Source organism: Acanthopleuribacter pedis (assembly GCF_017377855.1).
Classification (GTDB): domain Bacteria; phylum Acidobacteriota; class Holophagae; order Acanthopleuribacterales; family Acanthopleuribacteraceae; genus Acanthopleuribacter; species Acanthopleuribacter pedis.
Genome location: NZ_JAFREP010000047.1, coordinates 17,512 through 34,846 on the forward strand (window position 1 = coordinate 17,512; position 17,335 = coordinate 34,846).

At 58.9% G+C, this 17,335-nt stretch carries 7 protein-coding genes; 2 read left to right on the forward strand and 5 right to left on the reverse strand.

Annotated elements, in window-relative coordinates:
* Positions 1 to 31: 31 nt before the first annotated feature.
* The 4 genes from J3U88_RS31345 to J3U88_RS31360 all read right to left on the reverse strand — a co-directional run bounded on the left by J3U88_RS31345 (position 32) and on the right by J3U88_RS31360 (position 7,455).
* Complete coding sequence (locus J3U88_RS31345) at positions 32 to 949, reverse strand: LysR family transcriptional regulator (protein WP_207862973.1); 918 nt, start codon at positions 947 to 949, stop codon at positions 32 to 34.
* Between the two features lie 134 nt (positions 950 to 1,083).
* Positions 1,084 to 4,620: a M48 family metallopeptidase gene (locus J3U88_RS31350; RefSeq protein WP_207862974.1), complete on the reverse strand. Its 3,537-nt coding sequence runs from the start codon at positions 4,618 to 4,620 to the stop codon at positions 1,084 to 1,086.
* A gap of 476 nt (positions 4,621 to 5,096) precedes the next feature.
* The gene (locus J3U88_RS31355) at positions 5,097 to 5,708 is read right to left on the reverse strand and encodes a PH domain-containing protein (RefSeq protein ID WP_207862975.1); all 612 of its coding nucleotides are present in this window, start codon (positions 5,706 to 5,708) and stop codon (positions 5,097 to 5,099) included.
* Positions 5,709 to 6,006: 298 nt separating this feature from the next.
* Positions 6,007 to 7,455 carry a sodium:solute symporter family protein gene (locus J3U88_RS31360; RefSeq protein ID WP_207862976.1) on the reverse strand — a complete coding sequence of 483 codons (1,449 nt, stop codon included), beginning with the start codon at positions 7,453 to 7,455 and terminating at the stop codon, positions 6,007 to 6,009.
* 473 nt (positions 7,456 to 7,928) lie between these two features.
* Here J3U88_RS31360 and J3U88_RS31365 point away from each other — a divergent pair, with 473 nt between their 5' ends.
* Both J3U88_RS31365 and J3U88_RS31370 read left to right on the forward strand, forming a co-directional pair.
* The gene (locus tag J3U88_RS31365; protein ID WP_207862977.1) at positions 7,929 to 8,162 is read left to right on the forward strand and encodes a hypothetical protein; all 234 of its coding nucleotides are present in this window, start codon (positions 7,929 to 7,931) and stop codon (positions 8,160 to 8,162) included.
* Between the two features lie 260 nt (positions 8,163 to 8,422).
* Positions 8,423 to 9,532: a C10 family peptidase gene (locus tag J3U88_RS31370; protein ID WP_207862978.1), complete on the forward strand. Its 1,110-nt coding sequence runs from the start codon at positions 8,423 to 8,425 to the stop codon at positions 9,530 to 9,532.
* A gap of 85 nt (positions 9,533 to 9,617) precedes the next feature.
* Here J3U88_RS31370 and J3U88_RS31375 read toward each other — a convergent pair whose 3' ends face one another.
* On the reverse strand, positions 9,618 to 17,192 hold the full coding sequence (locus tag J3U88_RS31375; protein ID WP_207862979.1) for a condensation domain-containing protein: 7,575 nt from the start codon (positions 17,190 to 17,192) through the stop codon (positions 9,618 to 9,620).
* Positions 17,193 to 17,335: the final 143 nt, after the last annotated feature.

The window sequence follows — 17,335 nt, forward strand, 5'->3', positions numbered from 1 at the left end:
TGGGAAAAGGCCGGCCCAACCAAGCCTCGGGTTAGAGGTCCACCTTGAGCATGGCGCTGCCGACCCGTTTGTGAATGAAATTCAAGAATGCGCGCACCACGGGGCGAATCAGCCGCCGGGTCGGCAACACAATGGAAACCGACTCGCGGGCAACATACCAATCGGGGAGGACCCGTTTCAATTCGCCGGTATAAACACCGGGGTGGCCGGCAAAGGTCGGCAATACCGCCAAACCCAGCTCGTTATGAACCGCGCTGATCAGGGTCTGGGTGTCGGTGGAAACAATCAATTCGCGCACGCCCACTTCCATGGCGACCTCGCGTGGGCCGTTGAGCCGCAATATGTCGGCGTGGTGGTCGTCGTTGGAGAACTGCATCACCGGCAGCCCTACCAGTTCGCTGGGATGGCGGAAATCGGCGCAGTAACTCCAGGTCCCCCGCGCGGCCGTGTAAATGCCTGTTTCCAGCGTGCCCAAGTATTCGCTGGTTAAGGATTCCCGGTGGGTGGCGCCGATTTGCAAGGCGATGTCGTAACCCTCTTCCTCCAAATCGATGGCGCGGTTGGTGAGGTTGGTAAACAGGATACATTCCGGGTTGTCGGCCATAAATTCCGGCACCAATTTGCTGAACACAGCTTGGCCAAGCAACACCGGCGCGGTGATGCGCAAATGACCGGAAGAAGGGCCCGCCAAGTGTTTGAGTTGGGCCTCCGCGCCTTCCAACTCCTCGGCGATGCGGCGCGCGAATTCGAAAATCAGCTCGCCCTCGCGGGTCGGTAGCAAGCGACGTCCTTTGCGGGTAAATAATTGAGCGCCCGCCTTTTTCTCAATCGCGCGGATACGACGGCCGACAGAAGCCGCGGTGCGATCCAATTTCTCGGCCGCGGCGGCCAAGGTCCCGCCCCGCATAACCTCGATATAAACATGAATATCGGCAAAGTCTTCGAACATCCCGGCCCCCGACATAAATCCAAACAGGTTTTGGCAAGACAACATGTTCCAATCTAGCAGAATCCGACCCTTCCCGCGGCGGTGATTGTGAATTCACGACAACCGCCGCGCGACAAATCGGGCTAGGCCGGCCGCTAACGCGATGCTCGTCGAACGGGTGGCTCACCTTCGCGATGCATGCCGTCGGCTTCTTGCAGCAATTTGAGCAAGTACATCCCGGCCAAGCCGTTCTCGTTGTCGGCGTCGTAGGCGGTGATCAGTTCCTCTTTGGTCTCGTGCATGACCACGGTTTGATCGCCGTCCGGGCCGTAACGCACCTTGTGCAACGGAATCTTGAAACCGTTTTTACCGGAAACGGTGACGCCCTCGCGGTTGATGGAAATTTTTCCACTCCACGTCCAATCACCGCCTTCAGCGATTTGGTTGAAGGCATTGCGGGCCACGGCCCTGGCCCCGCCGTGCACGATGTGGTTGATAAATTGATCCTCCACGGCGTTGTATTTGAACTTCAAGCGTTTGTGCCTATCTCGCAGCCATACGGTCGTGAATTGCGGGTCGCTGTCGCTGTAGGTGTATCTTAGCCCGATCAATTCGTCAAAATTGACGGTTTTGGTTCCCCATAAACCGCTGATCCGAACCCCATTTTCATGGGCGTGCACCTTGGAACGGAACCGGAGCCGGAAGGTCGCAAAGCTCAGCGCGGCATATGCCGCCGCACATGCCGCGAAGGCGGGTAGGCTTACCGCGAGGTTGTCGCCCTTGGCAACACTCGAGAGGAAGGCCATGGTCGCGAAGAAGGCGGTGGCACTGCCGATCATACTGAAAATGAAGCCGTAGCCGGTGCGACGTCGCTCGCTGTGCAGGTAATCGCCGAGCGCGGAGGTTTGTCCCTCAAAGGTTGCCTTGTCGATCCCGATCCACCACAGGGTCATCGCCTCGGGAGCATGGTGCGGCAGGGTGAGGGCGGGGGCGATGCGGCCGCTTTGATGGAACACGATGGAATCGCCGTTCCAGCTTGGTTTGGCCAAGGTATCCCAGGGGAGAGGTTCACTTTGCCTCGGCAGTTGCAAACCGTATTGGTCCGCTTTCCAGCCTTGGCCGGCCGCGGTTCCCCCGTTGTCGATCTGTTTGACCCAGGTATCCGCGCGCCAAATGCCCAAGCGTTGGATCATTTCTTCGGCGAGCACCCCGCTTTGGCCGGCCTCGCGAAAATGGCTGATATGAATGGTTTCGTTTGCCGACCGGATGTCCATGGTCCACCAGATACCGAACTCTTCTTCGTCGTTGGCCACGACCTCCTTGCGCATTTTGAGTTCTTGCACGTCTTGGAAGCGAATGGCGGTACTTTGCTCGCCCACGGTGAATTGCACCGTTTCCTCGTCCATCACCCAGTGACCCAGGCCGCGGCGAGCGATGCGGTATTGCAGGATGGGCAGGGTCACGGCCGTGATAAAAGGCATGGCCAAGACAAGGAGGGCGAGCCAATTAACCAGGCCCAGATCAAGGATGAGCAGTCCGAAAGCAAGGGGGAACCCAAGCACCGCCGTCCAGGTCATGATGATGCGGTCCCGTGTGGGGAACAGCGCGCGCAACGGCGGCTTTTTGGTTTGAAGCTGCATGCGTTTGCGGTGGTTTTTCAGTTGCTCGGGCGCGCCCAAGTCCGTCAGTTTCACCGTGGCCAAGTCTGTTTCGGCGACCAGTTCGGTCCACAGTGGATCCACTTCCTGCTCGCGGGCACCGGTGACCAGATCATTTAATATGATGGTCCTGCCGTCCTTGGTCGCGGTAAAGGGGTCCCCTGGTTTGGTTTGAAGGGTCCAGCCTCGTTCCGTCAAAGCAACCGCCAAGCCGGCACGGAAGGGGGTGAAAAAGAGGTCGCCCATTTCCTGTTGGGTGTAATCGCTCAGGTCGATGCCCCAATCTGAGACATGGGGTTCCGGGTCGCGGAAGAGTTTGGGCAGATCGCCCAGGCACAAACCTTCCAAACGCGCCTGATGGTGGTGCAGTAAATCCTTCCAATAAGGCAGGTAAAAGCGGTCGATCACCTCGTTCCATTCGAAGCGCGGGAAATCGGCAAAACCGACTTCCGGGTTAAAGGAGGCGTAGGTCGCTTCTTCCAGTGCTTCAAGATCGCCGAGCAGGGTCACGGCACGTTCTGTTTCCGGCGGGATGGCCGGATCCTCGAAACGGGCCACGTTTTTGATGCGGTAGCCGGTGGGGGGGTGGCTGTCGAAGGGATGGGCGTCGGTATGAAATTGAGAGAAGTCGGTGGTGGTCTCAAGCAGCTTTTGGGTGGCCTCGCTTTCAAGGAACCCTTGGAACCCTTGCGCGAGGGGGACCCGCATGCCCTCGTCCAAAATCGGGTCGACCTCGGTTTTGAAATATTGGTTGAACGCGATTGAGACCCCCATGATTTTGTGGAAGCCGTTCATAACGGCGGTCGGCCCCATCACTTTTGCGGCCAGGGCGTCCGCATTGTATTCCTGGCGACGCGACACGATTTTACTTTGCGCAATAAAGTGATTGGCAAACCAAATGAAGAGTTTGTTGCCCGTTTGTTCTTCATCTTCCTCGATGCGGTTGAGCATGCGACCAATCGCCTCACGGATGCGGTAAATGAGGGGACCGCGTTGGGTGTCGCCCCCGTGGAAGTGGCCGAATTCATGGGCCAAGACGGCCTTGAACTCGGAGATGGTAAAGGCCTGCATCAGGGGCCAGCCGATGCCCATGATGCGTTTGCCGCCGAACCCCAACAACCCACCGCGTTGGGCGACAAAGGCATTCACATCGGGGACGGCATAAACATGATCGGGTTCTTTTTGGCCGGTTTTGGTGGCAATTTCGCGAATGACGGCAAACAAGCGGGGATATTCTTCCTCGGTGAGTTCCGGCCAGGGAGGGTCGAATCGGTCGAAGCGTGGCGCGATGGCCCAAAGTAGGCCGGCCCCGACGCCCATGGGGACAATGGCGAATTTGAGCAGGGCAATACTGCCCCAGACAACCATGCCGATGCCGAACGCGATTAAGGCGACACCGATGGTGGCCGAGGCGGCGTAAAAAAGCGCCCCGAGCGCGAGGAGATAAAAGACACGGCCCTTAAGGGATGCGTGAAAGGCTTCTTCTTGCCAGGAATCGTCGGCGTCGTAATCGTCGGCCCGTTCCTGGGCCAACACCTTCTTGGCGGCCTCGGAGCGGGGTGGGGGTTCCATGTACTGCATGCGTTCGGCCAGTTCTACCGAGGCACCCATGTCGCGGGCGGCGCGCGGATGCATGCGCAACAGACGAATCAGCGCTTCTTCCTCGTCGATGTCGAGCTCGCCCAAGGCTTGGTAGGCCTTGATCACGCTGGGATCGGGATCGACGTCCAGATCCATCATCCATTGTTTGACATTGACCGTGGCCACTTGGTTGAGGTCGCACAGGCAGCGACCGCAGGCGTACTCATTCTTCTTGCAGGTCTTGCCGCAATAGCCACATGCCCGTTTGGGAAGGCGTGCCGGCGCGACCCGTTCATTGTAAAAACGTTCGCCCATATCGATGGACCAATCCGGTTTGGGGAGTCGGCCCAAACTTTTAAAGGATTTTTCGCAATGGGGGCAATCGAGTGTGGCGGGATTGGTTTCCGCGTAGGTTGCCGGTTTTTTGCAGTGGGGGCAATTGAGCACAATCATGGGGATTTCCTCGTAGGCCTGAAAAAATGACTTTATCAACCATGGTTTGGCTTTGGTTCCGAGCGGGATTGTTTGTTGCTAGATCAATCGGAATGAGAGCCTTACCACTTAACGTGTTTTTCAGAGGGAAATCCGGTAAACCTTTTTTGGAAAAAGATAGCGTGAGGATGGGCGATTGCGGGTTGGGTGGATGGTGGTGACCGGGTGTGTTTGCCTAGGTGGCTTGGGTTGGTGTTCGGAATTTCTTAGGATGCTGGGATGAAATGAGGATAGGCGGGGGTGAGCGTTTCCCTTGTGTGATGGATCGCGCATGCGGATGGTGCCGTAGTTCCGGCGATCCTGATTCAAATTAATTTTGGACCCAGCCCAACGAAGCGACGGCATCATCCGCGGCGGCACCCAGCCAAAGAGGGGAACAACCAAAATCGCCGGCAGATTGAACGAGCCACGCAAAGGCCCGTTCAACCCGATCCTCGTTAGTTGTTGATGTACTTTTCGAAGACGTCGCCGAAATCTTTGCGTTTGTATTCGGTGTAGGCTTTTTTCTTCCACGCGAACGCGTACTCGTTGAGCGCGGAAACCGTTTCAATTTTAAGGCTGTCGCCAAACCCGCTTTTGACCGTGCCCAGGGTGGTGTTCAGTGATTCTTCCGCGAAGGCATGCATGTCGCGGTTGGTTTCCTGAATAGAGGCAATGCGGTACAGCGCTTTGTAGAGGTCTTTTACTTGGTCGATTTGCGATTTGATGATGTCGATGGAAAAATGCTCGCCGCCGATGCTGAATTTGAGTTCCACATCTAAGTCAACGGTGCCGGCGGTTTCGAGCCAAACCTTGGCGATGGTGTAATCGTGAAAACTGTAGCGTTTCAGCGCGCGTTTTTTGCTCAGCGCGGAGTCGCCGTCCAAGTGCAGCAGGGACAGGTTGGTAAAGCAATATTCGTCCGCCTTGGACTTGATCAGGAAGTAGATCTTTTCACCGTCTTCCTTGAGGATGAAATCGTCGGATTCGACCTTGTCGTAATCCGAGGGGGGGACGACCTTGCCGATATCGCTTAAACCTAACGCTTCAGATGCCAACTTCTTAAACATGTCATGTCCTCCAATGGTGTTAACCCAAAACGCGCGCCGACTCGGCGGGTCCGCGACCTGGCGTTCCATCTTTTTGTGGCTCGGGTGACTCGCGGGTTGCGGATTTTGTTCCCGGCGGGAACCATTCGCGCTTAACCAGAAGATAACCCTGGCCATAGGGCGTGCCGGCGAAAAAAAGGTGCAACGCTTTGGGGTGATGTTCGCACAATTGTAGCGCGAAATGGGCGGTCCTTTGGTTGGCGGGGCGTGAGGAACGGGGCGCGTCGCAGCCGACGCGCCCCTCGTGAGCCAACGCGGCCTAGGCCTCGGTTTGGCGTTCGGGTTTGGCGGTGGCCAAACTCACGCCGACCAAACACAGCATCGAGGTGAAAATGGCGGGTAATACCGCGTCGCAGTTTTGGTAAATCGCGGCCGGTACCAAGTCCTGAACAAATCCCGCTTCTTTCCACAGCAGGGTGACCACGGTGCCCGCGGTAATCGAAGCAACCGCACCCGCGCCGGTCGCGCGTTTCCAGAAAAAGGCCGCCACCAACGACGGCGTGATCGCCGCGCCGTAAATGGTATAAGCGTAGAGCGCCTTGTCAAAGAAGGTCGCGCTTTGGGCGAAACCCAGCGAAACCACGTAGGCCACAATCCCCAATGCCAGAACGAGCAAGCGGCTCAGCAAGACGATTTTGCGGTCGTCCGCGTCCGGGTTGATGTACTGCAGGTAGACGTCGCGCATCAGCGTGGTGGAGGGGACCAGCAGGAAGGAGTCCGCCGTACTGATGATGATGCCGACCATGGTGGTGAGCATGATCGCGCCCAGGAAAGTCGGCAAGTAGCGGTGCGAGGCGTAAATCAAGACGTGGCGTCCGTTTTCCGCGTTTTCGATCATGGAGGAACTGATCCAAGCGGAACTGATGATCGCCCCTTCAATAAAGATCACGGCCACCACCAAAAACATGGTGGCGGTTTTGGCGCCTTTGCTGCTTGTCGCGGCTGAAAAGCGTTGGTACATGTTGGCGTCACCCATGGCCAGCAGGAACGGGGGCAACATGAAATTAATGAAATCAAAGGTAGAGTAAACACCCCAAATCTGCATGTGGCTTTCGCGACCGGTGGCGGCAAAGGCTTCTTCCATCCCGCTCCAACCGCCCGCGGTATGCCACAGAATCGGCAGGGCGATCATAAAAGAAAGCGTCATGATGACACCGTTGGCCACGTCGGTGTAGGCGACACTGACCAGGCCGGCCAACATGGTGTAGAGGATGATCACGGTTACCGCGATCAGGGTGCAGACTTCCAGCGAGAGCATGCTTTGGCCCGCGTCGTCGGTGAGTACCGTGTGGAGCACCGCGCCGCCGGCGTTGTACTGGTAGGACACGATCACCATGTAGGCGGCAACCAGGGCGATCACGCTCAACACGCGTGCGGTTTGCCCATAACGGTCGCCGATGATTTCGGGAACGGTGAATTTCTCAATGCCGCGTACCTTATCGGCGATTTGGGTGAGCACGGCGACGCCGCACACCCCGCCCAAGGGCAGCAGCAGGCCGGCCAGGCCGATTTCGTAGGCTTTGCCCGCGTTGCCGAGAATGGAACCGGTGCCGACCCAGGTGGCCAACATGGTGCCGACCAATACCCAGGGTGAAAGGCTGCGTCCGGCCACGGCGAAATCACTTTGGGTCTTGATTTTTCGGGACTTAACCACGCCCATGGCAATCAAGATGCCGAGATACAACATGATCGTAACGAGATAAACCATAGAGAACCCTTCTTAAGATAAAAAAATGCTGGGACGAGACCTTAAACCTAAGAAGCGCGATAACGCGCGGTGATTTTAGCGAAACCTCTGGGCTGCAACGGCCTGTGAAAATGCTCAGGGCCAACGGATGCGGTCGGGCGCGACCCCGGCTCGTTTTTCCCAAGCCATTTCGCTTCAGATCTTTAGCCAAAATCAATCGCTTTAGCGCCACTTCGGTTAAAACCCAGGGGGCGGTGTCGCCCGGTAAAGCGGGAAACCATTCAATTGATCCGCAAATCATAACACCAGGAAAAAACGACGGCATAGAAACTTGCTCTTGATATATTACAAAAATATCAAAAGGAGCGCCACATAATGAACAACCGTTTCACGGTGCCAAAAAGGTGGAATTTTGGGGAAGGGGTTCTGTTCCCCGCCGCGGCGACGATGGTTAAGAAAAAGCGCTGTTGCAACATTTGATTGGAGGCATTCCCATGCTCAAAAAACTGCATTATGTTCTTAGTCATCCCTACACCCAGTTGGTGGTGGGGGTGGTTTTGTTGATTTCCGGGGTGGCCGAGACCTTTGAAACGGTGGAAGAAGATTTGGATCGCCTCAGACTGCGCGATCACCACGGCATCCTGCTCTACAGCCTGATTCACACCCTGCGTGCCTTTACCGAAATCGTCGAAGGGGCGACGCTGATCAAGGACAACACCGAGGGATAGGCCGTCGCCACCAAAGCCGTATGCTAGGGGACGGCCCGCCGGATCAAGCTGTCCGGCCCGGTAAATGGTTTGTCCCACGAAAACGCAAGAGTGTTGCCAAAGCGTAACATTGAAATGGCGTCGCCATGACGTAGAATGCCGTTCCACTCGTGGCGCTTGTGGGTGGTTTTCCCGCTGCGCTCGCGGATGTTTTTTCCCGCGCCACGTGCGGGTGTTTTTCCCGCGAATCACACGGCGATGCGGGTGAGGAGCTTTTTACCATGCGTTTTTCGTTTGTTCTTTTGGTCTTATCTTTGATCGGGTCGGCCGCAACCGCCGCGGTACCGCCTATGATTCAATCCCAATGGGGTCAAGGCGCCCCCTACAATCGCGCCACGCCCACGCTCAACGGTGAACCCACCTATCCCGGCTGCACCACCCTGGCCCTGGCCCAATTGCTCAATTACTACCGCTATCGCGATCATGGCGTCAAAGAAGTGGTTTACGCGCAGGACAATGACAGCCTGCAACCCAATCAAACCGAGGTGGACCTGACCGCGGTGCGTTTCGACTGGGCCAACATGCCCAACAGCCTCGACGGCGCGAGCAATCGCGAAAAAGACACGGTGGCGACCTTTTTGTACTGGGTCGGCGTCGCACTAAACGTTCAGTTCGATTTGGGTGACGGCAGCCCCGCCAGTGGCAAACAGCTCGAAAACGCGGTTCGTTACGCTTTTGGTTACAACAACATTTCCCGCCGCAAAATGTACGTCGCCCTGCGTGCCACCGGCGACGGCTTTAAACTGTATTCCGATGCGGAATGGTACCAAATGGTGATTGATGAACTGGACCAGGGCCGCCCCGTTCTGCACATGGCACGCAACCAAAACGGCGACGGCCACGCCTTCCTGATCGACGGCTACAACGCCGGTGGATTGGTCCACGTGAACTGGGGTTGGGCCGGCCACGCCAACGGGTACTACGATTTGTTTCATCTGCAACCACGCGGTTCCGAGAGTGTTTGGAACGAGGAAGCAATGATTTACATCGGCCTCGAACCGGAAGCCGGTTTTGCGGCGGCCATGGCGCCCCCGGTTGAACCCGGCGACAGCACCGCGATCACCGAACGCGGCACGGTTGCCGCGGGTGAATGGCTTTACTACGGCCCGTTTACGACCGCGGCGGGCTTGGAGGTGACCATGGCGGGTGACGGCGACGCCGATCTCTACGTACGCCGCGAGACGCGTCCCACGTCCGAAGATTTCGATTGCCGGCCCTATGAAGAAACCAGCAACGAACACTGTGGCATGGACGCGGCCGGCACCTATTACATCGGTGTCAACGGTTATGAAACGTCCTCGAATTTCACGCTTCAGATCGTGATCCGTTAGACGCGCTACGAAGGGACACTGAAAAACGCTCGGCATGCCGCATCGGCACACCGGGCGTTTTTTGTTGGTCACCCATTAGGGCTTATTAATCGCGTGGCACCATGCCGGTTAATTTTTCCAAATCGACGGCCCCGTTTTTCTCCCGTGGGAATTGCGGTACCAGATGGTATTCGCGCGGCACCATAAACGGCGGTAGCTCCGCGCTCAGCAAGGCTTTTACTTCCGGCAACAAACGGCGGCTGTATTTGTTGTGCAGCGGATCGTTGCTGAACTGCTTGACCTCCGCGACCGCCGCCGGACGCGGTGCATCCCAGGCAATGGGGCGTGCCACGGCATGGGCACGGCGAAACAGCACGCTGAACAAACCGGCCTCGCGGCTTTCCGCGATGCTCAACTTGGCACCGTGCTCGTTGCTGGCCTGGCGAACCACCTCGGGATCCAGGCCGACCACCTCGCGACGCGCCAAATCGCGCTGCAATTTTTCCACGGTCATATACGGTCGCGCTTTTTCAATCAGCCGCAAACGCTCCCGCGCCTCGTGAATGCCGGCGTGGCGCAAACCGCGAATCATCACCAAATCCCCCTGACGCATGGTCAACGCGCGGGTCAACATGGCCGTGTCGCTGTAGGGCGGCAAATGCTCGAAATGCAGGTTCTCCTGCGATTCCGGGTGCATGCCGAAATGCAGGATCACGTCGTAGCTAAACACGTTGATCTGGTTGGCCATCCCACCGCGTTTCAGCAAGATTTGAACGTGCTCCAGCGGTTGCAGCTTCTCCTGCAAATCGAAGAAGTAGTAGGGGTGAAGCAACAGGTTCTCTTCACGCGCGGTTTGGTCCTTAATGCGCGCGCGCAACTCCTCGACGGTGGTGTCGGGATCAGCCAAACGCATTTGCTGCATGGCGTGGTATGCCTCCAACAAGCGCAAATCGCGAATGCCGTCGAAGAAAATAAAACCACCCGGCCGCAGCACGCGACCCGCGTGTTCAATTACGTTGGCCAGAAATTCCAGGCTGGGGTAGAAGTGCACCTGGGACGGAAAAATCACCGCGTCATAGTAACCCGCGTCCAAGCCGTCCCACTGATTAACCGCGCGTGCCTCAAGCTGCACATGGGCCAGCTCAGGTTGGGTGTTCTGCACCGCGCGCGCCTGTTTTAGGGAATCAGGGCTGTCCTCGCAGGCATGGTAGACCTCGCAATGGGGTGCCACCCGCGCCATCAAAGAACCCATGCCGCAACCCATTTCCAAGACGCGTTTGGGCTTTAAGGCGCGGATTCGGTGGGCCGCCTGCTCCAGCGATTCGCGCCATTCCGGCACCGTGATCGCACCTTTGCCGACGTAGCGCGACCATTCGCGCAAGCTGCCCAGGGTCGCCTGCTTACGGGCCTCTCCCGGCTGCGCTTCCCAATGGGCCAAGGCCTCTTGTTCCATCGCGGGCCGATCCGGCTCAACAAACGCGGTTAATACGGCGCCGCCGTGACGGTCGTACTGCGGCAGCACCGCCGCGTCTTTAATGCCTTGGTGGTACCGCAGATGGGCCTCGATTTGACTGAGATCCACGCGGCGGTTGTCCACCTTAATTTGTCGTTTGGTGGAGCCCAGCAGCGCAATCACATTAGATTGACCCGCCGGGCCGGGTACGAAACGGGCGCGTTCATAGGTACGGAACAAACGTTGCCCCGCCTGCTTAGAGAACGGGTGGGGCACAAAGCGTTCGGCGGTGCGTTCGGCGTCGTCCCAGTAGCCCAAGGCCAAACCGACGCCGCCCAGGTACAACTCACCGGGTACCCCCGCGGGAACGGGTCGGAAATGGGCGTCGAGGATGTAGGCTTCCATGCGGTCGATGGGTTCGCCGACCAGGGGAACCCGTCGCGGACGACAGGTCCAGGCCAAGGTTTCGATGCCGCACTCGGCCGGGCCGTATAGGTTGAGCAGCGTGGTTTTTCCCGCCGAGAAGCGGTGGAAGAAGCGGTCCTGCAGCGGCATCGACAGCGATTGACCGCTGGTCATCACGCAACGCAACGAATCGAGGCGCGCGTCTTGTACCTCGTCCAGCAAATGGCTCAACAGGGAAGGGTAGACGTGTAAGTGGGTAACCTGGTGTTGGTGAATCGTGCGCGCCAGGTTTTTGCTGCGCCCCTGTACCGCCTCTTCCGGGATGACCAGAATCGCGCCGCTGTTGAGCGGGGCCAGAATCTCCCAAAAACAACTGTCGTGGGCGAGGCTCGAACGCCACAGGCTGATGTTGGTGCTGTCCATGGGAACAAAGCGGTGGAACCATTCCAGGTAATTCATTAAGCCGCGCCGGCTCACAACCGTCACGCGCGGTTTCTCCGGTTCGCCGGGATGAAACACCGCATAGGCGGGAAAATCGATGTCCACCTCGGGTACCGTCCACGCCTCGCCCTTGAATTCGGACTGGCTCCACTTGGTATCCAGCTCAACCGCCATGCAAAAACGGGCACAAGATGCCAGCGGCAACGCGGTTTGGGCCAACGAGGCCTGGGTCAACAGCACCTTGGGTTTGACCGCTTGCATGTAGCGGGTCAGGTGTTTGATGGGTAACTCGGCGTCGAGCGGCGCCACGGACGCCCCCATTTTCAAGGTTGCCAGCACCGCGATTACGGCCTCGGGCGAAGGTTCAAAGAAACAGGCCACCCAATCACCGGGCATCACACCTTGTTGGGTCAGCCATTGGGCCAACTGGTCGGCGCGGCGGTGCAGCAGCCGGTAACTCATATTAAAAGTGCCGCGAATCATCGCGGTCTGGTGTTCGACCCAGTGTTCATTGGCGAACCAACGCGAGGTTTGGTCGTTGTTACCCGCGTCCAGCGCCTGTTCGCGCCGGGTTTGGCGCAAGACGTCGGCCCATTCGCGTCGGCCCAGCAGGGGTAGGGTTGAAATCGGTCGTTGCGGTGTGCGCGCGGCGGCACGCAGCAGGGTCGTCCAGTGACGGCTCATGCGGGCCAGCGTCGTTTCTTTGAACAGTTCGCGTGCAAAAATGAAATCGCACACCAGGTGGTCTTCTTTGAGTTCGAATTCCAGACCGATTTCGCAACACACCCGTTCGGGAATCAAGTCCAACCATTCCTGGGTCAGGTGGCGGTTCACCGGGTTGGGTAACTCGCGGGTGAAGATTTGCTGGATGGTGACGCGCGGAACCACGGTTGAGCCCCGGGGTTCGATGTTCTGCAGGGCCTCGGGATCGTCGCGGTGCGTGTAGGCTTGCAGCACCGCTTCTTGGAGCCGCTGCACCAAGTCCACAAACGACGGATCGCCGGCCAAATCACAGGCGACCCACAGGTAACGCGCGAAGGGGCCGACCGTTTGTTCGCAGGTGGCTTGGTCGCGGTTTTCGTGGGGAATGGCGATTTGGAACACGCTTTGGCCGCTGTAGCGACCCAGCAAGGTGGCGAAGCCGCTGAACAGCACGCTGTACAGGTCGGTTTTTTGGTGGTTGACCAGGGTTAACAGCGAGCTGGTGGTTTCCTGGTCCAAATGGAAGCGCCAGCGACCACCGCGGTAGTTGGGGTTGGCCGGGCGCGAACCGTCAATGGGCAGGCGCGGATGGGTGCAGGTCACCTCTTGATCGTGATGGGGGCTGGGGTCGAGGCTCTGGTGGGCGCGTCGGATTTTGGGTTTGTTGGTCTGCTGCCAATAGGCGAAATCGGTGTATTGGCAGGTGAGCGGCGTGAGCGGTGCCGGCAGTTCCTCGTCGAAGCAACGGTAGAGCTGCATGGTTTCTTGGAAGATGAGTTCCAGCGAGGAGCGGTCGCCCGCCAGCGGGTGCAGGCTCAGGTAAAACACCCAATCGTCGGTGCGCAGGCGAATCAGGCCGGCGCGCATCAGCGGGTCGTGCTCCAAATCGATCGGCAGCGCGAACAGGTTGCGGAAGTGGGCGCGGGTCGCCTCGCCGCGCAAGGTGACCGAATGGTGGGAAAAGTCGATCAGTTCCATGTTCGCATTGCGGGGATCGGCGATGGTTTGGTAGGCGTCGGGGCCGACCTCGCTCACGCGGATACGCAAGGCATGGTGGCGTTGCCAAATGTCGTCGACCGCCTGGGCCAAGGCCTGTTGGTTGAGGGTGCCGCGCAGGCGAACCGCCGCAAACAGCGGATAACGCGCGAAGGCCAAGCCGTGGCGATAGGCGCGCCACAGGTAACGCTGCTGGTAGGAGAGTGGCGCGGGTTGGTTGTGTTGGATGATATCAATCGGCGGCAGGCGCAGGTGGCCTTTGCTGCGCAGCATGCTGATGTGGCCCGCCAAATCGCGCAGGCGCGGTAGTTCGAACAGCCGCGGCAGGGGCACCTCGACGCGGAAGCAGTGTTGGATGCGCGCCAAAACCTTGGCCGCCAGCAGCGAATGGCCGCCCATCTCAAAGAAATGATCGCCGCGGCCGATGTGGGAGAGGCCCAGCAGCGAACCCCAAATCGCCGCCAGCAGCGATTCCACCGGCGTGTTGGGCGGTTGGTAACTGCTGAGGTGCGGGTCCAGCAAACGCTGGGTGCGGGTTGCATCCCGTTCCAGCGCGACGCGGTCGATTTTGCCCGTGGCCAGCAGGGGCAGCGCCGTGCGGTATTCGTAGCGGGTGGGCAGGTGGTAGGCCGGTAACTGAGCGGCCAGAAAGGCGCGGATTTCGCTGGGGCCTGCTTCGCCCACGATGAAGGCGATGAGTTCGGTTTGTGAACCTTTGCCGCGGATCGCGACCACCGCCGCCACCTGGATCTGGGGGTGTTCGATCAGCAGCGTTTCAATCGTTCCGGTTTCGATGCGGTAGCCGCGTACCCAAATTTGGTTGGAGGCGCGACCCAGGTATTCGAGGTTGCCGGGTGAGCCGTCGGGACGCGGTTTAAAGCGGGCTAAATCGCCCGTGCGGAACAAACGCCCGCCGCGCGTGCCGCCGAAGGGATCGGGTTGCATCAGTTCGGCGGTTTTCATCGGTTGGTTGGTGAAAAATTCGGCCGTCATGCGGCCCCCGACGCACAATTCGCCGGGCACGCCTGTCGGCACCGGTTGTCCCTGTTGGTCGAGTACCGCCACCCAGCAGGAACCGCGCGGATGACCGATGGGGATGCGCGTGGGCGCCGCGGATTCAAACCAGGTCGAGGGTACTTCAAAGGCCGTGGTGCAAATGCCCAACTCACTGGGCCCGTAACTGTTAATCAAGCGGGCGCGGTGTTTGAGCGGCGTTTCCGCCCACAGTTCGAGAATTTCGGGGGCCAGGGTTTCGCTGCCGCTGAGCACCACGCGCAGGTGTTGTAGGCGGGCGTGACCTTGGTCGCGTACCAGGCTGTCGAGCCAGTTTTGCAGCAGGTTCGGCGGTGCGATCAAGTGGGTGACCGCGTGGACCCCGATCAAGTGGGTCAACCAATCGCCGTCCTGGTGGATTTCGGCGGCAACCACCACCGCGACGCCCGCCGCCAGCGGGGCCAAAATCTGTTCAATGCCCATGTCTTGGGCCAGCGGGCTGAGCAGCAGCATGCGGTCGCCGGGTTGGAAGCGGAACAAGCCGAGTACGCCTTTAAGGTGATTGTGAATCAATTGATGGCTGAGCAGCAAGCCGCGCGGGTTGCCCTCGTTGTCGGTGGTGTAGGCCAGCAGGGCGCCTTGATCGGGACGCGGCAGCGGCAGGTCGACCACGTCACCGTCGTCTTCCGCCAGCACCTCGTCCAGTTGATCGTAAAAAATTTGCAGCACGCGATGGCGCGGCAGGCGGGTTTCCAGGCGGCGTTCCACCAGAATGACGCGAATTTGGGCGTCGTGAATCTGCCAGCTCAGGCGGGTAGGTGAGTGGTTGGGGTTGAGCGGGACCAAAACCCCGCCGGCACGCATCACCGCCAGCCAAGTGACCGGCACGTAATCGTGGTCCTCCAGGAAGAAGGAGACCCGGTCGCCGGGTTGCAATCCTTGGGCGCGTAGGTAGAGTGCGAGGCGGTTGGCCGTGGCCAGCAGTTTGCCGCGCGTCATGTTGCCGCGGTCACTGAGGATCGCCGGCACCTCGGGGCGTTGTCGGGCCTGTTGTTCAAATTGGGTCCAGAACAGACCCGCCTCGTGTTCCATTTCGGGGCGAGGACGGCCCGCCGAGAGCAGTGCGTGGTGCTCGCGTGCGTTGAGCCAACCCAGGTCGCACAGAGCCTTTTTGTTGTCGGCCGTGATCGCCGCCACCAGGGTAATGAAATGGTTGATCCAGCGCTGGATCGTGGTGGCGTCGAACAGTTCTGTATTGTAGTGGAACGAGCCGTGCAAGCTGCCGTCCACCAAACTCTCCCACATCACCAGCGAGAGATCGAGTTTGTTGGCCTGGAGCTCGTATTCGTTGAGGGTGCCGTTGATGTTGGCGAAGGACAGCTCCTCGCTGGGCATGTTGCGCAGCGAAAACATGACCTGAATCAGCGGATGGTGGCTGAGATCGCGCTCCGGCTGAACTACTTCGACAATTTTCTCGAAGGGAATTTCGCCGTGTTCGAAGGCCTGCATTGAGGTTTCGCGTACCTTTTGAAGAAAAGCCAAAAAGGTAAAATGCTGATGGGGATGCAGGCGCAGGGGTAAGGTGTTGACGAAGGGTCCGATCAGGCCTTGCCATTCCTCCGTGCCGCGGTTGACCACCGGCAGACCGATCACCAAGTCGTCGGTTCGACACAGGCGCGACAGCAAGGTTGCCCAGGCCGCCAGCAGGACCGTGAACACGCTGGTCCCGGTCCGCTTGGCCAAGCCTTCCAGGTTGCTGCTTTGGAGCATGTCCAACGCGAAGGAGACTTGGCTGCCGTGGTACTGCAGGCGCGGGGTGCGGGCACGGTCGAAGGGCAGGTCGAGAATCGGCGGGGCGCCCGCGAGGTGGCGTTCCCAAAAAGCCAGGCTCATGGCCGCCTCGTCTTCCAGTTGGTAGGCCCGTTGGCGGCTGCTGAAATCAGAGTACTGGCTGCCGAAGAGGGGCGGGCGCTCCGGTTGGCTGTCATGGAAAGCCGCGTAGCGTTCACCCAGCTCGCGACAGAACAGGTGCAGCGATTCTTGATCGCCGACCAGTTGGTGCATCGTCATGAGTAAGGTGTAGTGATCTTCCGAGTTTCTGATCAAAAACAGGCGTAGCAGCGGCAAACGCGTTAAATCAAAGGGGACATGGGCCTGGGTGGCCGCCAGGTCGCTAAGCTGCGCTTTTTGCACCTCGCGTTCGAAATTACGCCAGTCCAGCCGGTCGAGGGTCAGCGAGGCATGGGCATGAATTTGTTGATGGGGAACGCCGTGACGGACCGGAAAGGTCGTCCGCAAAATTTCGTGGCGGTCGACAATGCCCGCAACCGCGCGCTCAAGCGTCGCCACCGACAGCGGTCCCCACAGGTCAACCGTGGCCTGAAGTCGGTTGGCCTGGTTGTCCGGTTGGAGCTGTTCAAGGAACCAAACGCGTTGTTGCGCAAAAGATAGCGAAGGCGCGTAATCCTCCAGTACCTTTTCTTTTTTGGTGAGAAAGGTTTTCAATTCTTCGGCGACCGCCTCGATCTTCGTTTGCAGGGAGGAATTGAGCGACCCGTTCGGTGCGTGGGTTTGCAACCTTCCTTCCTCTAACCAGATTTTCACGCCTCGGGCGTTGAGTTCAAGTAGAAGATTGCGAATTTCGCGAGTTTCGGTTCCCGACCATGAGCCGAACGGTTCTTGTGGGGTCATGAAGAACACCTTTATCTTGAATCATGATGTGTACCGACGTTTGATCGAAGCGCGGGGAAACACGGTACAGGGCGCCGGTTGGTTCGGCTGGACGCAATCAGAAGCGGGTGGAAACAGACAGCGCTATCACGTGCCGTTCCGGG